Origin of the sequence: Haloarcula sp. JP-L23 (assembly GCF_011602445.1) — an archaeon.
GTDB classification, from domain to species: Archaea; Halobacteriota; Halobacteria; order Halobacteriales; family Haloarculaceae; genus Haloarcula; species Haloarcula pellucida.
The window spans coordinates 37,632-56,946 of the sequence record NZ_CP050018.1 but is presented as its reverse complement, the minus strand read 5'-3'; the positions used below and the strand labels follow the sequence as shown (position 1 = coordinate 56,946).

At 64.0% G+C, this 19,315-nt stretch carries 25 protein-coding genes; 3 read left to right on the top strand and 22 right to left on the bottom strand.

What is annotated here, in order from left to right; genetic code table 11:
• Nucleotides 1–129 precede the first annotated feature (129 nt).
• The 3 genes from G9465_RS24590 (at nucleotide 130) to G9465_RS24580 (ending at nucleotide 1,423) form a co-directional block, all read left to right on the top strand.
• Entirely contained in the window at nucleotides 130–372 is a 243-nt protein-coding gene (locus G9465_RS24590) for a HalOD1 output domain-containing protein (RefSeq protein WP_166975981.1), read from the top strand.
• A gap of 217 nt (nucleotides 373–589) precedes the next feature.
• A complete protein-coding gene (locus G9465_RS24585) occupies nucleotides 590–862 on the top strand; it encodes a hypothetical protein (protein ID WP_166975979.1) in 273 nt (90 codons plus the stop codon).
• Nucleotides 863–943: 81 nt separating this feature from the next.
• Nucleotides 944–1,423 (top strand): redoxin domain-containing protein, encoded by a 480-nt coding sequence (locus tag G9465_RS24580; RefSeq protein ID WP_166975976.1) that lies wholly within the window; start codon nucleotides 944–946, stop codon nucleotides 1,421–1,423.
• A gap of 345 nt (nucleotides 1,424–1,768) precedes the next feature.
• Here G9465_RS24580 and G9465_RS24575 read toward each other — a convergent pair whose 3' ends face one another.
• The 22 genes from G9465_RS24575 to G9465_RS24470 all read right to left on the bottom strand — a co-directional run bounded on the left by G9465_RS24575 (nucleotide 1,769) and on the right by G9465_RS24470 (nucleotide 19,280).
• Nucleotides 1,769–2,122 carry a hypothetical protein gene (locus G9465_RS24575; protein ID WP_166975974.1) on the bottom strand — a complete coding sequence of 118 codons (354 nt, stop codon included), beginning with the start codon at nucleotides 2,120–2,122 and terminating at the stop codon, nucleotides 1,769–1,771.
• 293 nt (nucleotides 2,123–2,415) lie between these two features.
• Nucleotides 2,416–3,375, bottom strand: coding sequence for a minichromosome maintenance protein MCM (locus tag G9465_RS24570; RefSeq protein WP_166975972.1), 960 nt, complete (start codon nucleotides 3,373–3,375; stop codon nucleotides 2,416–2,418).
• Nucleotides 3,375–5,825 carry a hypothetical protein gene (locus tag G9465_RS24565; RefSeq protein ID WP_166975969.1) on the bottom strand — a complete coding sequence of 817 codons (2,451 nt, stop codon included), beginning with the start codon at nucleotides 5,823–5,825 and terminating at the stop codon, nucleotides 3,375–3,377. Before G9465_RS24565 ends, G9465_RS24570 begins: the two co-directional genes overlap by 1 nt.
• Nucleotides 5,822–6,145: a hypothetical protein gene (locus tag G9465_RS24560; RefSeq protein WP_166975967.1), complete on the bottom strand. Its 324-nt coding sequence runs from the start codon at nucleotides 6,143–6,145 to the stop codon at nucleotides 5,822–5,824. The genes G9465_RS24565 and G9465_RS24560 overlap by 4 nt, the downstream gene beginning before the upstream one ends.
• A 12-nt stretch (nucleotides 6,146–6,157) precedes the next feature.
• Nucleotides 6,158–8,143, bottom strand: a complete 1,986-nt coding sequence (locus G9465_RS24555; protein WP_166975965.1) for a hypothetical protein — start codon at nucleotides 8,141–8,143, stop codon at nucleotides 6,158–6,160.
• Nucleotides 8,143–9,552 carry a hypothetical protein gene (locus G9465_RS24550; protein ID WP_166975962.1) on the bottom strand — a complete coding sequence of 470 codons (1,410 nt, stop codon included), beginning with the start codon at nucleotides 9,550–9,552 and terminating at the stop codon, nucleotides 8,143–8,145. Before G9465_RS24550 ends, G9465_RS24555 begins: the two co-directional genes overlap by 1 nt.
• Before the next feature lie 12 nt (nucleotides 9,553–9,564).
• Entirely contained in the window at nucleotides 9,565–10,635 is a 1,071-nt protein-coding gene (locus G9465_RS24545) for a hypothetical protein (RefSeq protein WP_166975960.1), read from the bottom strand.
• Nucleotides 10,628–11,332 carry a hypothetical protein gene (locus tag G9465_RS24540; protein WP_166975957.1) on the bottom strand — a complete coding sequence of 235 codons (705 nt, stop codon included), beginning with the start codon at nucleotides 11,330–11,332 and terminating at the stop codon, nucleotides 10,628–10,630. Before G9465_RS24540 ends, G9465_RS24545 begins: the two co-directional genes overlap by 8 nt.
• Nucleotides 11,333–11,336: 4 nt before the next feature.
• Nucleotides 11,337–11,669: a hypothetical protein gene (locus G9465_RS24535; RefSeq protein WP_166975955.1), complete on the bottom strand. Its 333-nt coding sequence runs from the start codon at nucleotides 11,667–11,669 to the stop codon at nucleotides 11,337–11,339.
• Nucleotides 11,669–12,760, bottom strand: coding sequence for a hypothetical protein (locus G9465_RS24530; protein WP_166975952.1), 1,092 nt, complete (start codon nucleotides 12,758–12,760; stop codon nucleotides 11,669–11,671). Before G9465_RS24530 ends, G9465_RS24535 begins: the two co-directional genes overlap by 1 nt.
• A gap of 39 nt (nucleotides 12,761–12,799) precedes the next feature.
• Nucleotides 12,800–13,117, bottom strand: a complete 318-nt coding sequence (locus G9465_RS24525; protein WP_166975950.1) for a hypothetical protein — start codon at nucleotides 13,115–13,117, stop codon at nucleotides 12,800–12,802.
• Complete coding sequence (locus G9465_RS24520) at nucleotides 13,117–13,344, bottom strand: hypothetical protein (RefSeq protein WP_166975947.1); 228 nt, start codon at nucleotides 13,342–13,344, stop codon at nucleotides 13,117–13,119. Before G9465_RS24520 ends, G9465_RS24525 begins: the two co-directional genes overlap by 1 nt.
• On the bottom strand, nucleotides 13,341–14,291 hold the full coding sequence (locus G9465_RS24515; protein ID WP_166975944.1) for a hypothetical protein: 951 nt from the start codon (nucleotides 14,289–14,291) through the stop codon (nucleotides 13,341–13,343). Before G9465_RS24515 ends, G9465_RS24520 begins: the two co-directional genes overlap by 4 nt.
• Nucleotides 14,258–14,575 (bottom strand): hypothetical protein, encoded by a 318-nt coding sequence (locus tag G9465_RS24510; RefSeq protein ID WP_166975941.1) that lies wholly within the window; start codon nucleotides 14,573–14,575, stop codon nucleotides 14,258–14,260. The genes G9465_RS24515 and G9465_RS24510 overlap by 34 nt, the downstream gene beginning before the upstream one ends.
• Nucleotides 14,575–14,922, bottom strand: coding sequence for a hypothetical protein (locus G9465_RS24505; RefSeq protein ID WP_166975938.1), 348 nt, complete (start codon nucleotides 14,920–14,922; stop codon nucleotides 14,575–14,577). The genes G9465_RS24510 and G9465_RS24505 overlap by 1 nt, the downstream gene beginning before the upstream one ends.
• Before the next feature lie 3 nt (nucleotides 14,923–14,925).
• Complete coding sequence (locus tag G9465_RS24500) at nucleotides 14,926–15,330, bottom strand: hypothetical protein (RefSeq protein ID WP_166975935.1); 405 nt, start codon at nucleotides 15,328–15,330, stop codon at nucleotides 14,926–14,928.
• Nucleotides 15,330–15,716: a hypothetical protein gene (locus G9465_RS24495; RefSeq protein ID WP_166975932.1), complete on the bottom strand. Its 387-nt coding sequence runs from the start codon at nucleotides 15,714–15,716 to the stop codon at nucleotides 15,330–15,332. Before G9465_RS24495 ends, G9465_RS24500 begins: the two co-directional genes overlap by 1 nt.
• On the bottom strand, nucleotides 15,713–16,441 hold the full coding sequence (locus G9465_RS24490) for a hypothetical protein (RefSeq protein ID WP_166975929.1): 729 nt from the start codon (nucleotides 16,439–16,441) through the stop codon (nucleotides 15,713–15,715). Before G9465_RS24490 ends, G9465_RS24495 begins: the two co-directional genes overlap by 4 nt.
• Nucleotides 16,442–16,707: 266 nt before the next feature.
• A complete protein-coding gene (locus G9465_RS24485) occupies nucleotides 16,708–17,214 on the bottom strand; it encodes a hypothetical protein (RefSeq protein ID WP_166975926.1) in 507 nt (168 codons plus the stop codon).
• Nucleotides 17,215–17,216: 2 nt separating this feature from the next.
• A complete protein-coding gene (locus tag G9465_RS24480; RefSeq protein ID WP_166975923.1) occupies nucleotides 17,217–17,720 on the bottom strand; it encodes a hypothetical protein in 504 nt (167 codons plus the stop codon).
• Between the two features lie 6 nt (nucleotides 17,721–17,726).
• Nucleotides 17,727–18,374 carry a hypothetical protein gene (locus G9465_RS24475; protein ID WP_166975920.1) on the bottom strand — a complete coding sequence of 216 codons (648 nt, stop codon included), beginning with the start codon at nucleotides 18,372–18,374 and terminating at the stop codon, nucleotides 17,727–17,729.
• A gap of 114 nt (nucleotides 18,375–18,488) precedes the next feature.
• On the bottom strand, nucleotides 18,489–19,280 hold the full coding sequence (locus G9465_RS24470) for a class I SAM-dependent methyltransferase (RefSeq protein WP_166975917.1): 792 nt from the start codon (nucleotides 19,278–19,280) through the stop codon (nucleotides 18,489–18,491).
• Between the last annotated feature and the right edge of the window lie 35 nt (nucleotides 19,281–19,315).

The following is a 19,315-nucleotide window of genomic DNA, read 5'->3' as shown; positions in this document are numbered from 1 at the left end:
TCTGGGATGCTGTTTTGAGCATAAACCGTTTTCATTTTACGAGGATCTGAGCCTGAATAGGCTAAGAATCAGGCCACAAATGATTATTCTGAGGTATCTTTATTTGTGTTACTCAATTATAGGAGGCATATGGGTGAGGGTGCGATAGAAGACGTGATCGTGGCAATTGCACAGTCGAAAAGTGTTGAACCAAAACAAATGGACATTACGCTTCAAAACTATATCTCCGGTGATGCAATTCGTCGCCTCGTCAATCATTCGGCCAGTCAGTGGCAGCTATCGTTTGAAATCTCTGAACATAATGTGGTTGTTACGGGCAACGGTGGCATATTCGTGGACGGGAAACTAGAAAATAGGCTGACGAAAGAGTGAGCGACAACGCCCAACCTGTAGCGATGGCGGCTCCAGCGGTGCGGAAGTGCTTCGAGAATGTCACTGAGATTAATTGTATCCTCGGCGACAGTCTGGGGACAATGGTGGCGCTTGAAACAGAAGCGTTCGCTGATTCACACGACCTGGTGGCTGATGCGAGAGCACTCTCCATCGAAGAACGCAGAGGCTAGGCCTTCCAACAGAACTGGGACTGAATATGGTCCGTCTCATCACCACTACCAATTCGGAATACGAGTTCGCGGCAGTGTGTATCCGAGAAACAGGGCTGTATCTCTGTTACGAGGGTAAACCCACTGAGGCCAGCACACCGGATACAATCTTCACAGCGAACAATATCGAACTGGTCCATCCTGACGAGACAGTCGACGAAGTGCCCAGACTCCTTGACGTCGAAGGCGACGAATCGATCGGTGTCTCGGTCGATACAATGAAACCTATGCGCGAGACGAGCGTTGTCCTCGACTGTTAGGTCCGATAACTTGCAGTCGACGACTATCTCAACACTGTCAGCCACCAAAACCATATATGTTGTCAGATTAATAAAAAAGGGATGCTTTCAGAAGGGGACACTGTGGACGATTTCACAGTACCGGGGACGGATGGTGAACAAATCGAGCCGTACAGTTTGTCCGATTATACTGAAGCCGGTGCTGCAATCCTCATTTTCTACCCGTTCGATTTCAGCCCTGTCTGTACGACCGAGTTATGCCGATTTCGAGACGCCGAATGGCTCACGTTCACCGACGATATCGACGTACTCGGTATCTCGCTTGATTCATGCTACGCTCACAAGCGATTCATCCAGGAAAACGATCTCCCATTCCCCTTGCTGAGTGATACCAGAGGTCGTGTCACTGACGAATATGGGGTGGCCTACGAGGAGTGGGAACATCACGTTGGCGTACCGAAGCGAGCACTGGTCACCGTTGACGACTCAAATACAGTTCGTCACACGTGGGTCACCGAAGATGCATACGAAACCCCGAGTCTCGATGAGCTCGAGGAGACTGTCACCACACTCCTGAAATGAATCATTCCGCCAACCCGCCTGACCGATCAACTGGTGGCCCCTGCACACTCACCGAGAAGATATTGGACAAAGGGGCATGAAAGCCGAGTTCACGTGTTGGTGTGGGAAACCAATGGAAACAACTGGTGGCTTACAAGAATCCAGATCTGATCTACGTATCTCATGTGGCAAGTGCAACCGTAGCTACGTAGTAACTATCACACAGGTTCGGGGACCGGATGAGGAGTCGCTGCCCTCTGAACAAGATTCACAGACGGAATCCTAGAACCGCTCTGTGAGCCACTCTAATCGTGGCTCAGCATCTATTCAACACGGCAGTTCTATGATTCCTAGAAATCGAGATAGCTACCGAACCACGAGGTCGTCCTCTGCGGCCCGGGTCTTCTCGTCGATACCTTCGGGGTGGAGCGTCACATCATGCAACTCGCGGTGCTGCCAGCAGCAGTCTCGGTTCGGTGGCCGGCTGCGACTGCACCGAGAGCCGTCGGTCGTCGCTGCTCGACACTGTCCACCCGAGAGTTCGAACCCCAGCGACGAGGCGATGCCGAGTATCAACACGACCGGCGCGACGGCCAGTAGCGTCGCGACGAGCCCATGGGTCCAGCCCGGAAGCACGGTGTTCGCGACGACCCAACTAGCACCGTAGACCGACGCGACGGCGCTGAGACGAGTGAGAGTCTGGAACTGGTCGTCGTTCATCGTCGGGAAGTCTTGTTCGTAGCGGTGGATTTCATCTGCGGCAGTCGGCGGACACCACGGTGTCGGTCTGGTGAGGAAAGATTCTACTAGTGGTTGCAGGCGCTACGATGTATGCGCGTACGACGCGCAGACGCGACGGACGCGAAGACTTGCCTCTCCGGCCGAGCGCGTGAGATATCGAATCACGCCCATCCAGCGGCCGATACGCCGGTGTAGAGCAAGACTCTCGGTTGGACGAGTAACTGGACTCAGGATAGACGTGGCACCGCGCATGGCGGACGCCACAGTCCAGCTCACTCCGCGACCATCAGCTTCTCGCCGGCTATCTCGTCGACGTCGCCCTCATCGATAGCCTCATCGAGCGCGGTTTCGACCTCGCTGCGCCGGATACCCTCGTCCTCGATGGCGTCCAGCACGTCCTCGCGATTCGCGCCGAAGTCGCTGGCGTCGGCTTCCTGCTGGATGCGCACCTCGTCGACGACCATCTCGTGGAGTTCGCCGGGCGGGAGTTCGTCCATCAGCACGCCTTCCTCGTGGTTCTCGATGGCCCACACGTCCAGATACGTCGTCAGCACCGAGCTGTTCTGGAACGCGCCCGAGTCGTAGCGACCGACAAGCGACACTTCGTCGCCGGGGCCGAGTCGGTCGACGAGGTCCTCTTTCAGACGTATCTTCAGAACCACGGTATCGTCGTCGAGATTCGTGTCCAGCCGCTTCAGTTCGACCTCGCGAACGTCTTGCAGTTCGGACTGTGCTCGCCGAAACAGCCAGTCGCTCTTGCTACCCGACCTCTCACAGCCTAAGCACTCCACGGGACGCAACATCGGGCCGAACTGCTGGGGGACCTGATTCAGCGTCCCACAGCGCCGGCACTCGAACACTGCCATCGTCGCGAACGGTTTCACAGGCTCGATGTCGGCGACCTCGCCGGTGACGCCGATAGCAGTCCCGAGGTGCCGGGTCCGAAGCTTGCCGACGCGGTAGATACGTTCGTCTGGGATGTTGTGGATGCGGACCGACACCTCTGGCATGTCGACGGCGTCCCACGTATGGACGGCCTTCGACAGTTTCAGCCGCGTGTTCCGGGGGTTCGACAGCAGGTCCTCAGCGACGTCAGGCTGGGCGTCGTGAATCCGCTGCCAGTCGAACCGGACCGAGCGGTCCTCGGGATAGGCGCTGTTGGTCTGGCGGACCTCGCCCTCGAAGGTGCCGGTGACGAGCGCCCACATTTCGTCGGGAATCTCGTCGTTCATCACGCGGTCACCTCCTCCAGTTGGGACTCGATAGTGTCCCAGTCGAGCGCTGCCGCTTGCTTGCCGACCGGGCTGATTTCGTAGTGCTTCCCGTTTTTCACCCAGCACTCGCCCAACTTCGAGTCGTTTGACCAGTAGTTCTTGAATGTCGACTCTGCGTACGGGACCTCTTCGGCCAGGTCTTTCGCATACTTGTACGGGCCGTGTTCATCGAGGTGCTGGACGGCGGCGATGAGGTTCTGGCGCGTTTGCTGTCTCGTCTCCAACCAGCCCTTGATGGGCCCGGGGATACCGTACTCCTTGACGATATCCTGCAGGGCCGCGCTCTCGTCGTCGGCGCCGAGTGTGACACTCCGCTGGCGGGCCCCGGTGCCGGTCGGCCGCAACAGCAGGTCGTTCGGGATCTCGTACTCGCGTCTCGCCTCGAGTGCGGCGTCGACCCATGCGCGTTGCTTCTCGGCCGTGGCCTCTTCGAACCGGTCGGCGTCGCGGTCGTAGGCGTCGGCGGCCTCGCAGGCCACGCCATCGAGGTCCGGCGGCAGCAGGAACCACGTCCCGATAGGTGGCTTGTCGGCGACGGCGTCGACGCTCGTGACCGACAGCCGGGCGACGTCGACCCACCACGCGGGCAGGTCGCCACTGGGCCCGCGCCACGAATCCCGCTCGTGCTCGCGAACCCGTGCGCCCCACGCGACGCCGTAGCGGTCCCGCCAGTGCCGGTCGCCGAGGCCGAGGCCACACGGCGCGCCCCGCAACTCGATGGGCCAGTGGGCGCCACCCTCTGACAACAGCATCCCCTGCCCGATGTTGAACTCGGCGAGTTGGTCCTGTTGCTCGTAGGAGAAGTGATGGGTCTTGTCCAGCGTGTCGATTTCGTCGTCGCCCAGCTGCAGGAGAATCTTGATGGCGATGTTCGACCGCACCGGCTTGTACACGTCGTTCCACTTCTGCGTAGACCCAAGTAGGAGAATCCGACGCGACCCGCCCTGCGTGGTGAGGAAGAATATCGTCTGCCGGAGCGTCTTGATGTCGTCTTTGTACCGGACGTCGGCGAGCTTCGACGGCGCGATGTTCTTCAACTCGCGAATCTCGATGCAGACACGCGGGAGTCGTGGGTTCTGGTCCCGGGCTTGGTAGATGAGCCGCAGCCACAGGTCCATGATGACGTACTTCAGCGGCTCCAGCCCGGAGTCGAGGAAGTTACAGCACAGGACAGCGGCCCGCTCACGGTCCCGGATGATGCCCTTCATGTCCAGATTCGTCGACGCCGACGGCGAGGCGATGAGGCCCTCGGCGGCGAGTTGGCCGAGTCGCTGGGCGGCCGTCTCGAGTGCGTCCTCGGCGTCCATCTGGTACCGGGCGGTGTAGGTCTCGGTGGTCGCGCTGTCGGGACTCTGCTCTTCGAGTTCGGTCCACTCGATGGTGGCCTCCATCTCTCGCGAGTAGACCTCCAGCCGCGAGACGAGTTCGGAGACGTTGCCGGTCCCGTCCAGCGTCTCGTCCAGTGCCTTCTTGATTCGGGCTTCGACCGTCTCGTCGGACTTCGTGACGCCGGCCAGCCGGAGGATGAGATGCGGCGTCAGCGAGTCGATACCGATGGTGAACTGCTCGAAGTTGCCCGGCAGCATCGACGGCACGCCGCTCATCGCCGGGACATAGACGTCGGCGGCCATGGCCTTCGGGTCCTGCCCCATGCGTTTGAGGTTCTGCCGGATGACGTCCTCGTCGTTCGGGATGGCGACCATCGGCGTCTCCATCCGGCCGTCGTCCATGATGGAGATGTACTTGTAGCCGTGTTCCTCGTGCAGGTTCATCCCCGCCGAAACGAGCGTCGAGTCCTTCCCCCGACGGGGTAGCGCGACGGCCCCGATGTGGTCACAGGACTGGTGGGGGAGTTCGACAGCGCGGTCGTCGAGCGCCTTCGACGAATCGTGGCCGATGCGGATGCGGCCGATGGGCGTCGGTTCGTCGACGGTCGTGCGGGCGCCGGGCTCGTCGATACGGTCGAAGCGGACGGGTGCGTACCGCGACGGGTCGGTGATGGAACTGATGTACTCCAGCGCCTCGGCAATCTTCGCCAGTGTGACGAACTCCGACGACGGCGACGGCGGCTGTTTGCCCTGGTCGCGGAGCCGGCACTGCTCGCGAAAGTCGAGTTTCGTCTGTCGGTCGAGGCGGTCGTCGCCCGGATGCAACAGGTCGGTGATGCCGGGCGCCTGCCGGAGATGCCAGTGAGCCGCCAGCAACAGGCTCTCGGCGTCGTGGTTGCCCTCACCTTCGAAGGCCTTCCGCAACTGCATGATGAGTTGCCGGACGACCGACTCGTGTTCGAGTTGCTGCGTCGCCTGCTGAGTCTGGAGGCCCTTTTTCGCGACGCGCTTGATGACCTCGTCGGGAGAGTACCGGTCGGTCGCCTGCAGGTCGGCGTACTTGCTGTCGCTCCCGCTCATAGCACTGTCGCCCCCTCCGAGGCGGCGTGGTCGTCCGTTCGGAGCTTGCGCTTCCGACGTTCGAACCGCCGCTTCCGCCGTCGGTCCAGCGAGTCGGCCGCCAACGCAGCAGCATCGTCGGACAGGTTGATGCGGTGCAGCGGCCAGTCGAACGACTCCGACGGGACGGGCGCGACGTCGACGCCGTCTATCCGAACGGTCAGCCCACGGTCTGTGGCGACGAGTTCGACCGGCCGGTCGTCACGGTGTGCTTGGTGGATTACATCTGACAGCGTGGGGTCGATACTATGCGCTGAATCACGTGTTGGCTTGTACATCATCGAGAAATCACCTCAGTCAGAAACGGTCGTATGTCCGTTCGGCCCACTCTCCGGGAGTTCGTCCCACGCCCGCGGCGTCGCCTGAAACGGCGTCAGGTGCCGCGCCGGGTCAACGCTCGGCAGGCGATAGAACGGGTCACCCTGCAGGCCGTGGAACCGGTCCGAGAGCCGGGAGTGTATCTGCTGGATGTCCGGCAAGCGCGTCTTCTCGCTGGGGTAGACCAGCGTCACCTCGGTATCCTCACCGTCGGCGGCCGGCATCTCCACGTCCATCTCCGAGAGAACGCCGCCGGCTTCGACCATCCAGCGGTACTCGGCGGCGACCAGTCGCGGGTCGTGGCCGAGCGAGCGCTCGAACTTGATGGTCTCGCCGACCGGTTCGATGACTCGGAAGGCGAGTTCGGCCTTCTCGACGACCTTGTCCTCGGTGGTCTCGACGACCTCTTTCAGCCGGCGCTGGATGGCCGGGATTTCGACGTTCTCGCGATGGCCCTGCAGATTGGGCTTCATCATCGCGAGGTTGCGGGCGTACTGTTCGAGTATCGACGGCGCGACGCGCTCGTTGTGCGTGTGCTGCCACATCCGAAGCGCGAACTCCGTGACGAACTCTTCGCGGTCGTAGGTCGCGTAGGTCCGGCCAGCCATGAACCCGACGTAGGCCGTCGTGTCGGCCGTCTCGACGGTCTTCACGAGGCCAGCGACGTCGTCCCAGTGACCGCCGCCACGCCCCTGTCGGTACTTTCGAACCCGACGGGAGCGCAGGCGGTTCGTCGACCAGAACACGGCGAGGCCGACCACCAGCGAGAAGCCGATGAACAGGACGAACGTGACGGGGCGGACCCAGACGCGGGCCACCAGCAGCAGCGTCGCCATCGTCACGACGGCCGGGAAGACGAACCGCCAGCGGACGTCGTCGGAGCGATAGCCGGCTGAGAAGTCCAGCACGAAGTGTTTGACCTCTTCGGAGAAGCGAATCCGCCACGGCACTTCGTCGTCGTGGTCGTCTCGGCGGGCCTTCGTGTCGGCGTCAGCGGCGGCGTCTCGGCTCCAGAGACCCAGCCGGACCAGCGGGTAGGCGAGGATGCTGGTCACGAGACCGAAGAGGCGCGTGACTGTCGCGACGGCAAACGCGACGAGTTTCCGTGCGCCACGCCACGCCGTCTCTAGTCCGGTGAGCGCTGCGTCGAGGGCTCGCTGGCTGGCGTGTGCGATTGCCCGACGAGCACGCTCCCGGTGGGAGAGTGCTTGCTCCTGTTCGTCGTCTGCGTCCGGCGTCGTCACGAACGCATCGCTCGATAGCGCCTCGTCGTCTGGCGGGTCGAGTCTTTCGAAGGGGTCGGCCGCGCCCTCAGTGTCAGTCGTGAAAGGGTTGTCATCGGTCGTTCCGTCGTCCGGGGCGTCGGCCCCGTCGAAGGGGTCGCCAGACTCCGCCGCCGTTTCCTCGGCCGGGAGTTCGCTCGCGTCGGCCGGTGCGTCGTCGCTGTCTTGCCCACGACCGTAGTAGTCGACGGACTCGAAGGGGTGAGACTCGCCGTCGAGGGCGGTGTCGACGGCGTCACAGATAGCCTCGTAGGAATCGTCGGTCGTCGCGATGATACGCGTCGTCCGGTCGGTCGTCCGCACCTCGTCGGAGAGTTGCTTGACGCTCGTCGTCAGCCAGCCGATGTGCTCGGCCGCCTGGGCCGCGTAGCGACTGCGCCGCCGGCCCAGATACTTGTAGTAGAGGTAGACGGCGACGGGGACGGCGAACCACAGCGTCCCGACGATATCGGTTAGCACGCGCACCAGCCAGAGCGACGACCCGCTACTCTCGGCCGTCGAACTGATGACGTACAGCGCTCCGATGACCAGTGCGAGTATCAGCAGGAACACGAGTCCGCCGAGGATGCGGCCGGGCGCTCGGCGCGGGTCGCCCAGCACCCGACGTTTGAGACCGCGGAGTTTGTCCGTCCCGGGCCACGAGTCGTCGAGACTGTCGCTGAGGATGTCGAGTTTCATCAGTCATCCCCTCCCGATGGCGACCCGCTCGGTCGGCCCGAAGGGTCGCGGTCGTGCTGGTCGCCGGGCAGTTCGAGTTTGCCCTGTCGGGAGTGTTTCTCGGCGGTGCCGTCGTCGCGTCCCTGCAGGTCCTTGATGAGTTCCTGCACCTGCAGGCGCGTCTCTCGCACCTCAGCCCCGCGGTTGTAGTCCTTCTCGGCGACGAGCAACGCCTGCTCGATGTGGGACAGCGCCGTCGACGCTCGCAACCGCCCTTCGAGAATGACGGGTTTTAGCCACGTGTTCTCGCGCAGTTCCCGCTCGGTGAGTGGTTCGACGGCGGCGAGGTCGTCGACGCCCTGGTGGGCGAGGATGATGTTGCCGTCGGTGTCGGTCTTTGCGCCGCCGTGTTCGTCGGCGGCGACGATGCCCTTACACGACACCTGTATCATGTTCTCGACCGTCTCGACGCCCATTTTCGTCCAGAATCGCTGGGCGTTGTTGCCGATGCCGTCGACCTCCGATAGCGGGTGTTTCGCAGCGGCGTTGCGCTGGCGTTCGGCCTCCTGCCGGACGGCCTCGCGGACGAGTTCGGCTCGGCTGACGGCGAGTTGCTGGATGCGCAGGACCCAGCCGTGCCGGCGGTTGAGCCAGTAGGCGACGAGCGCGATGATGGCGATCCCGGCCACCCAGTCCAGCGGCGACGCCGCCTGTGCGATACGCAGGCCGATGAACGTCTTCACCTGCTCGGTCCACAGGCCCTCGAAGAACTCGGCCCGCTCTTCGCGGTTCTCGACGTAGGCCCGGACGCCCTTGGGGTCGGCGTCGTAGCCCATGTCTGCGGCCTGCGTTTCGAGATACTCGATGTGTGTCTCGTAGGCCGGGTTGATGGCCGGCGACGCCGTCACGTCGGTGTGCGTCGCAAGCAAGTCGAACGTGCGCGTCGACCCGTCGGCGAAGAACAGTTCGACCGTGTAGAGACTCGGGTTGTCGCCGGGGGCGGCTTGCTGGTCGTACTGGACCTGCACGACGGAGCCGTCGCCGAGCAGCCGCGCCTCGGCGTTCGGTTGTTCGATGCGGACTGCGTCGACGGACTCCGAGAGCGCGAACGTCGCGAACGTCCCCGAGGTGTTGAACCGCTCGTCACTCTCGACGACGGTCACGCTCACGTAGTCGGCGTCGGGGATGGCCGGCGTGATACGGACCTGTGAGGCCGTCGTCGGCCCGCTGGTCGTGTTCGCCGAGGTGTTCGCCGTAGTGTTGTTCGTAGCCTGTGCGACGACGCCCGACGTGTCGAGACGGGTGAGCGTGGTCTCGGTGGCGGTCGCGGCGGCGGGCATCGCGACGCTCGTCAGGGCGAGGATGGCGACGAGCACCGTCAGCCAGCGTCGCCCGGCGCGACCGCTCGTGGATGTGGTGTGTGCGTGCATAGAATTGGTGTGTTAGTTCGCGTCGGCTTTCTCGCCGTTTGTCGACGAACTGTCGGTGCCCTGCTGGAGGGCGCTCAACTGCGCTGACGGATTGCCGTCGCCGTCCGTGACGCCCTGCTGGCCGCCAGTGATGGCGTTCAGCAGGCTGAGGACGTTCTGCATGGCTTTCTCGTACTCCTGTTCGGAGTCGTGTTCGCGGTTTTTGAGGTGTTCCTGCAGGTCGGCGATACGTTCGTCCTTGATGGCGTCCATCTCCTCGAGATGCTCGACTTCCTGCTCTAACTCCGCAATCACCTGTTTCTTGTCGTCGAGTTCGCCCTTCGACGCCCGGTCGCTCGGGACGAACGTGTGCGTCGCAACGCGGTTCGGGTCCTCACAGGCTTCGATGTCTTTCGCCCGGACCGTCACCGTCTGGTTGCGGTAGTCCCACGCCGCCGAGTCGTCCATCGGCACCTCGTACAGCGCGCGGTCTTCGGGTTGGGCCTTATCGAGGTCGCGGGTTTGCGGGTCGTCGGCGGCGAGTGCAACCCGCCAGAAGAGCCCCAGCAGGCGACGTTTCTTGAACGCCGGTGCGAGGACGACGTCCTTCCCTTCGTTGGCGGCGACGGCGGGGTCGGCCATGTCCCAGTCGAATGGGATCTCCTTCACGCTCGTCGCGTCGTTTTCCAGCGTGACGCGGAGTTCGCCGGCCTTGCGGTCCTGTCGGCGGACGAACCACACGACGCCGACAGCGATGACCGTCCCGAAGACGAGTTGGTGGAGTTGTTTGTTGTAGGCCATCTCCTCGGGCGTGCCGGACTGGAACAGCGTGTAGGCGGCGTACGCGAGGACGACGAACAGTGCGAGCAGCGACAGATAGAACGCCTTCGTCGTCGTCGGTTGGGCGCGTGTGCGTTGGAACAGGCCGACGCGGTCGGCGTTCGAGACGCTGTCGTCCGCCATCTGCAGCCGTTCTTGAGTCTCCTCGGTGGCCTCTTGCTGGTGGTCCGGGCCCGACAGCCAGCGTGACCAGACGAGGTACAGCACACCGAGGACGACCAGTACGCCGACGCCGCTGAGCGCCGCCGTGGCCCACTCAACCATCGGTGTCCTCCTCGTCGTCGCCCGTCACGGCCGCGGTGATCTCGGCGACCTCCTCTGCGATCTCCGCCGACGGGGGCGCACTGGCTGTGCCGCCATCTGGCCCGTCGGGCGTCTCGATATCGAACGGCAAGTCGTCGTCCTCGATGTCGCCGAGGTCGATGTCCGAGACGACGGCGTTGACGCGTGTGCGGAGTTTCTCACCCTCTTTCACGAACTCGCGGTACTGGGACTGACCACTCTCGATTTCGTCTTTCAGGACGTCACAACTGCGTTGGGACGCGTACTGTGTGAGCCGGCCCAACAGCTCCTCGTCGGAGTTGGCCGTGTCGAAGTGGCGTTCGAGCGTGTCCTGCCCGACCTTTTTCGCGAGGACGGGGCACCGACCGCCGTAGTGGGTGCAGCCCTCGCACTCGTCGGGGAACGCCTCCTCGGGGTCGTCGACGCCGCGATGGGGCCGGAACTTGTGCTGGGGCTTTTGCTGGAGGCCCAGCAGTCGGCTCCGCACCCGGGCCTGGATGCTGCCCATCGGCAGGTCGTACGAGCGTTGTATCCAGTCCGCGACGGCGCGATACAGGTCTTCGTGGCCGTCCGGGATGTACGTCTGTTTCTCCCGGAGGTCCGACCGTATCTCCCGCAACTCCGATTGCTTGTGTTTGAGTGTCGATTCGCCAGTTCTAGCGTGGGTGTTGGTGTTCATGCTGTTACTCCGTCTGTGTCTCGCCGACGGCGTCGTCGGTGGTGTGTGCCGTCGCGACGGGCGACTGGTTGCGCTGGAGCTCGGCGACCAGCTGGTCAACGTCGCTGCCGCTCTCGGTCTGGGTGGGGGCCGGCATGTGTTCGTCGTCGAGCATCTGGTCGACGAGTCTGGTTGCCTCGGGCCCGAGGTCGTCGTAGCGATAGCACGCGACCAGCAGGGCGACGCCGTAGTTGACCGTCCGCTGGAGTTGGTGGTCAGCCGGCGAGAGTTCCTTCAACTGCGTCCAGATCGGCTGTGGGCACTTGCCCGAGTACGTCGTCTCGTCGCCGACGAACATCAGGAGACCTCCTGCGACGGGCAGAGGCCGGCGTAGTACCGTTCGGTCGTCCCGTTCTCGTACGCGAACGTGAGCGTGAACGCTCCCGGCTGGGTCCACTCGGTCGAGAAGGTGGCAGTGTAGCGCCCGCCCATGGCGTAGTCCAGTCGGTCGGTCTGGCCGTAGGTGGCCGGCGATTTCACCACCGACCGGAGATGTGTCGCGTTGGCCGGGACGTCGACGACGAGTCGTACACGGTTGGGAACCGTCGTCCCGTTCTCGAACTGGAACCGCTGGACGGTGATACGGTCGGCGGCGTGAGTATCGGTCGCCGGGATTTCCTTCATCACCGCGCCGTTGACCATGTACTCGCTGTGGGTGACATCCCGACAGGCAAACGCCGACTCGGCGAGTGGGACGGGGTCAGTCGCCCGGTCTTCCATCTCCCACGTGAGTTCCGGCCCAGACTCGCCGTCGAGGTAGGCCGTCCGGTTGTGTGGGTCGTCGTAGTAGCTGTAGGTCTCGGCATCACTCCCGTCGTCGGCCGGCGCGACCATCCCCGCGCCCGCCCCGGCGAGGACGACCATCGAGACGAGTAGGGCAGCCGCGACGGGCGTCCCCCCAGTCCGAATCCGTGGTCGGTTATCGCGTAGCCACAGGCCGACCGACGTCGTGACGAAGACGAGCCCCCACCAGACGACGCCGACCAGCAACTCGTTGTGTGCGAAAAACTGCAGGTCGACGGCGAATCGTGGGTCGCTCGTGAGGTCACGAAGCTGCAGGATGGTTGCGAGCGCACACCCAGCGGCCAGTACGACGACGGCCGGCAGTCCCGGGATGGTGCGGTCAGTCAGGCGACCCACCAGCCACCGAGCGGCGAACAGGAACGGGGTGGCGATGGTCGCCGCGAATATGCCGGCGGCCGCTGCGGTCGACCAGCCGGGTGCGATGTTGACTGTCCCCTCGCGGATGAGGTGCGCGACGCCGATGTACTGAGCGAGCGCGCCGCCGGGGATAGCGAACAGCCACGCGACGAACACGGTCGCGAGCGCCTCGTCCCAATCTGTCGTGCTGTACCACTGCTGTATCGACTGCAGGTGCTGTCTGAACATGGTAATGATTACTAATGATTACTCTGCGTGAAACGCCGGCTACCGACGGTTCTCAAACCCGAAGGGGTCGAAGTTCGAGAGCGAGCGCCGCCACGACCGCGGGTTGGTCTGGAGGTCGGACTCGCGGACGTTCTTGTAGTTCCCGAGGAAGAAGTACCAGAACACCGCAAGCATGAGCATCCCGGCGGCGTAGAAGCCGGTGAAGATGGTCGCCAACGCGGCCAGTATCCACGCCAGCGCCAGTGCCATCTGGATGAGTGACTGGAGCGGGCTGGCGTGCTTCGAGTACCGCTGGTGCAGGACGTACCCGCCAGCGAGGCCGACGACGATAGCACCGAGGGCTTCGAGAGCGGGCATCAGCGACCACTCTCCTCGTCACTCTGTCTGGCCTGCTGGGCCCGCATCCGCCCCACCTTGCCACTGTGGGCTTCCTTGTAGTAGTCGCCGACCCACGGCACGACCAGTCGGACACTGATGATGAGCGCGGCGATGGTCGCGGCCAACAGCAGGCCGCCGGGGTTCAGCAGACTCACCACGAGGATGAGACCGATGACACCGAGTAGAACCATATCGAGGATGCTCATCGATTCAGCACCCCCTGTGGCGCGGCCAGCCCGGGGAGCCAGGACCCGAGGTCTAGCCACGAGCGTTTGTACGAGCGATACTCCGCGAGCGCTTCATCCGTGTACGTCGGGTTCGCGGTGAACTCGATTTGGGCGTTGTCGTCGGTCATGACGAATCGTACCTTGTCGGGGCTCGGTGTCGAGTAGTACACCGGGTCTGCGGTGTCGGTGTCGACGGGCCGCCACGGGTCGTCCTCCGAGAGGCGATAGACGGCGTTCCACTCCTCGATGCGCTGGTCGGAGCTGTTCGGGTTGTCCAACCGCACGGTGACCGTCTCGCTCTCGCTGGCGTTGAAGTAGTAGGTGCGCTTCGAGAGGCCGGTCTCCTCCTCGTCGTCGCCGAAGGGCGAGAGGCCGGTCACCCGGTCGAGCAGGCCCTCGGCGTCGCGCTTGCGCTCGTCGCGCCACGCCGGGAAGAACACTGTCGGTCGGGACGGCGCGAACGTGACCGTGGTGTTGGCTGGCACCGTGAACGACACCTCGGTGTAGGCCGACTGGCTGTCGAAGTCGGTGACATCCGTCCACTGGGCGGTGGTCTCGCCGTCGACGCTCTCGACCTCGCCCAGCGTCGCCGCCGGGAGGACCGCGTCGGCGATGTCGACGGTCATGTCCACACAGTAGGAGTTCGGGTTCTCTGCCCGAAGTCGGTAGAACGCCTCCGTTTCGTTGACCGTCACGCGCGTGTTGGCCTTCGACACCGAGGTACTGCCGCTGTCGTTGGTCGCGTTGATGACCGACTGGTTGGTGCGGAACGCCTCGTAGTAGACGTCCGTCGAGCACTGGTCCGTCGGCGTCGCCGTCTCGGTCTGGCCGGCGACAGGGCCGACCATCGCGACCAGCAGGAGACCGGCGACCAGCAGCGTCACCGAGCGCATCAGCGACCCCTCCATGGCATCAGTTTGACCCACCAGTCGTGCATGTCGCGGCCGAACTCGCCGTCCCAGAGGTACGCGCCGAGGTCCTGAAACCGGTCGACCGGCAGGACGACGGCGCCCCAGACGAAGATGGCGATGCTGGCGATCGCCACCAGCAACACGATATCGCTCGTCAGGCCGATGTAGATGAGCACGAGCAGGCCAAAGGCGAACAGGCCCATGCTCCCGGCCCTGAACAGACCGCGCTCGATGCTGAACACTCGCTTCTGGACTCGTTGCCGTCGTGAGCGTGATTTGCGTCCGGTTTTCCGTGGCATTACTCATCGTCCTCCCGGCGGGCGTAGTGCCGTGTTCGCGAGGCCCCGGCCGCCCGCCGCACACGTGCCGAGGCCCGGTTTCGCAGTCGTCGCCCGCGTTCGGTCCGACGAGCGACCAGCACCGTGCCGGCGAAGGCCAGCATGATGCCCAAGGCGATGGGGCCGCCGAAGACCGCCGCCAGCACCAGAAACTCGTCGAGGAAGAACACGACGACGAGGATGGCGAGGCCGGCTTTCAGGACCGGCCGCGGGATGTCCTCGGTCGGCGCTCGCTCGCGCAGTTCTCGCCCGCCGACGCGGACGCGAGACACCTGCTCGGCCAGCCACGTGACTGGCGTGAACGACACAGGTCATCGCCCCCGCCGCCGACCGTACCTGCCGTCACCGTCGCGACCGGGCAGCGACGGCCGGCCGACCGACGTGAGCTTCTTCCACGCCGACGACCCTGCCGACGAGAAGCGGATGACGCCTATCCAGAAGAAGATGCTCCAGAACCAGACGAATGCGACGGTTGCGCCGCCGGTGAACGCCGACGTCGCGATGCCCCAGCCCATCAAGATGATGGAGCCGTTAATCTGGTCGCGTGGCGTCTCGCCCCAGAGGGCGTCCGGGACGGCCTCGACCGTGAGTTTCAGAATCCAGTCCGGGACGAGGTCCCTGAGGAACGACCAGCTCCAGAGCTTCCGAACCCCACGGTACATCTGGCCGAGTTGCTTCTTCGCCCACGAGAACGGTTTGAGCAAGCGTTTCGGCATTAGTCGTCCCTCCGCCGGCTGTACCGCTTGCTATTCGACGACTCGTCGCGGGATACTCGCGAGGTGACTGGCCTGAACGCGTTGCGGAAGACGGCTTTCGTGAACTTCGGGAGTTTTGCGATGTCCTCCGGCACCCGTGCGAGGGACTGCGCCAACTCGGACGGGTTGAAGAGTTTCTTCATCCCGTTGACGACGGCGTAGTACGTGATTTTCGGCACGAATGCGAACTGCCCCAGTACACCCTGTGCTTTCCACTTCGTCCGTCGCGCCGCCGTCTGGGCCCGATTCTCGTGGGCCTGATAGCCGCGGTCTGCCTGCTGCTTCGAGTCGTACATCCGACCGTCGCTACCCCGCGTCCGGCCGCTGTCGTCGCCGCCGAACGTCATTCGCTATCACCTTCGAGGACGGCCTGTTTGTCCATCCAGATGGTCGAGCGCACGTCACAGTTCCGCAGGTCGATGACGTCGCCGCTCCACGGCGCCTGTGCCGAGCAGTACCGCCCACCGAGGCGTTTCTGGTAGGACTTCCCGACAGACTCGCCGCTGTTGATGCGCTCGGCGATCTCGGTCGTCAATTCCGGCAGGTTCGTCGCGGCGTCGCCGTCGACGACCCACAGTTCGTCCGTCTCTCGGCCTGTGGCGTTGAACTCGTCGCGGTCGAGCACGCGGAGGTTCGAGATGTTCCCGTTCGACGCGTTTGCCACGAGGAAGACCGTCACCGGGTCGCTGTCCTCGTGGGCAATCATCACGGCGTGGGTGTCGTACGCGTCCGTGACGTTGCTCTTCTCGTTGACCGTCGCCTCGAACGTGGCGTTGTTGGCCTGTACCGCTCGTTCGAACTCCGTGGCCGTCTCTTCGTTCGTGGGCACCTCTGCGAAGGGGTTGGACACGTAGCGGGCGAGTTGGCCGTCGAAGGCCGCAAACCCGCCCACGGCGGAGTCAGGCGCCATCCCTTTGATGCGGTCGAAGATGCCGTCCGGTTCCTCGTCTTGGGACTCTTCGACGGTCGACATCCAGTCGTCGATGGGGTCGCTGCTCGCCGCAGCCGCCGGCGTCGCGGCGGTCGCGACGAGACACAGTGCTAGCGCTATCGTGAGTGTTTGTCTGAGCATAGTCAGTTACTCCAATTGGTCAGCCGCCGCCCCCTCGTCCGGCCCTCTATCGCCAGGGGCAGACTCGAAGAGAATGCAAGCGCCCACTAGCGCCAGTATCGCGACGCCGAGCACCAGTAGATGCTCACCCAGTGTGAGGCCCGGGAGGGTTTGTGTCCAACCAGTAACCATCCCCAGCCCGACAGCCGCATACGCGAAACCAGCCCCAAATACGGCCGCCGCCAGTGCCACGAGGAATGTTTCGCGTGCGTATTTTTTACTCATCGTCAGTTACTCCACCACCGGCCGATGAGGGCGCCGGCGTACGGCCCGGGGAGGAATATCGACGACATGACAGCGGCCCAGATTGCGTTCATGGGTGTGAGGGCCATCCTCTCCGGGACCAAACCGTGTTGCACCTCGATGAGCCAGATAAGCAACACGGCTGTCGTAATGGCCGCGTTGATACTGACGAACATCGTCAGATGAACGCCCAGCTGGTGGAACCTGTCGGCGTACTCAGCCGGGGCGCGTAGGTGTATCGCCGCCGCGACCAGCACTGAGCAGACGACGCTGGCAAGTAACACCCAGCTGAGTATCTGCTCCAAACCCACCTGTGACGGGGCCGACGGAGGCTGGCTTGGAAGGTCCGACTCCAGATACGCAACCAGCCCCAGCCACGCCACCGTTCCCGCCGCCGACGGCAGCAAGAACTTCGCCGCGACGACGGGGAGAGAGTCAGTTCGACCGCTCGATGCGCCGCTGTCTGTGGTGGCGACTGTTGCCTGTGACATGGTCAGTTACTCCACCACCGGCCGATGAGGGCGCCGGCGTAGGGCCCGGGCAAGAATATTGAGGACATTATTATGCCGAGGACCGTGTTCAGAGCGGTGATTGGCGGCCCTAACGGACCTTCGACACCGAACATTACGCACAAGCCCCACAATAGCAGGAATGCGGCCGTGATGACGACATTTATCGAGGCGAACATCACCAGTTGGACGCCCAGCGAGTGGAACCGGTCAACGTGGTTCCGTGGCGCCATTCGATAGATGTAGACCGGCACGAGCACCGACAGCACGGTGACCGAATAAAACCCGAGCCGCAGTGTCGGGTACGGCCCAGTGCTTGCTTCGGCCCCGCCAGATGCTGGATCTGTGGCAAGGTGCGCGAGGGCGAAGAGCCATGCGGTGGTCGCAACGAGCGACGGCAACAGGAACTTCGCCGCGACGATGGGGAAAGAGTCTCGCGAGCTATCCGACGGACTGTCCGCTGTCTGTGTGAGTGTGCTGTGTGACATGGTTAGTTAGCTGTGGTAGAACTTCCAGGCCGCCTGTGGCGGGTCGCCGTAGAAGACGTCGACCGCCTCCCACGGGTGCTCGAACAGGAGCAGGCGGGAGTTCCGGCGGTCCTGTGTGTTGGTGTACGCAGGCTGGGTGCCATCCCACGAGTCACTCAGACGGTAGTACTCGGGCGTCTCGTCGGCAGTGGCTGCGTATGGCGTCGTGCCGTCAGACAGCGTGTCGCCGGTCGGGCGGGGCACGCCCCAGTTCTCGACCGGTGGTGGGTCTGTCTCGTCACCAACGTGCAGTTCGACGAACCACAGGTATTCGCCGTCGGACGGCGTATACCACTCGAACCGTTCGTTGGGCGACTCGTCGGCAGAGGTGTAGTCGTCTGCCGCCGTCAGGATGCCGACCTGCGTTCCGACCTGTGCGTCGAGGACGCGGACGTCGGTCCCGTCGAGTCGAACGCCGGCCTGCAGGAGCGACGCCGACGAGGGCTCGCCGCGCCATGTGTGGTCGCTCTCGTGCAGGTCAGTCTCGGTGTCGGACTGGTCGTCGGGCTGTGCATCGGTCTCGGTCGTCGGCGTCGTAGCCGTGCCCGTCTGGTCCTCGAAGAGTCCAGACAGGCCGGTCGCGCCGGCAACGCTGAGGAATGTGCGTCGGAGCATGGGAAAGATGCCGCTGGACGAGATTTGAACTCGCTCCAACCAGCGGCGGAGTGCCCGTCACGGAATCGAACCGCGATGTGACCACGCGAGCGCTGCACCGACCTCCAACTACCGTCAGGGTCGTATGTATCCGACCGTCGGCGACATCCGGCCGTGGTGGGCTGGGTCCCGGACGTCGACGAAGGTCTCGAACGCGTCCGTCCAGTCGATATCGTCGACCAGTAGCAGGCCATCAGCGGCGAGGTGGTGGTACGCGAGGTCCATCTCGCAGTGCATCGTCGGTGTCGCGTGCTCGGAATCGTGGACGAACAGGTCCACGGCGCCGACCCCGGTTAGCACGCCCGGCAACTCCTCCTGACTCTTCCCGAGCGTCAGCGACCAGCGGCTGCGAAGATCCTCAGGGATGAGCCAGCCGGGGTCGGCGTCGGGCGGGATGGTCGCCGCGCCCGTGCCCGCCGACGTCACCTCGTGGAAGGCGTCGAGGTCCTCGTCGGCCCGCAGCGGGTAGTCGATGGAGTGGCAGTGGCCGGCGTCATTGGCGTCCAGCGCCGCCAGCATCGCCAGCGTCGAGGCGCCGTTACACACGCCCGTCTCGACGACGGTCTCGGGCCGCTCGTGCCGGACCAGCGCGTAGACGTCCCGTGCCGTCGCCGTCCCCATCGCCGCGAGGCGTGTGTCGCCGACACGCCGCTCGTACTCGGCTTCGGCGTCCGCGAGGATGGGTGCGACCACCTCGTCGAACTCCGCCGTGTACGCTTCGTAGGTCGTTCGGTCGGGGAACATCTCGGCGACGAACTGCTCGCGGATGTCGGCGCCGGTCGTCGCCGCCGGCAGCGCCGCCCACAGGCGCTCGGCCAGTGGCTGGAGTTGGTTGGGCAGGCGTCGGTACAGGTTGGTCGGGTGCATGAGAGCCCGCTCGCCGAATTGCACGGCGACGTGTC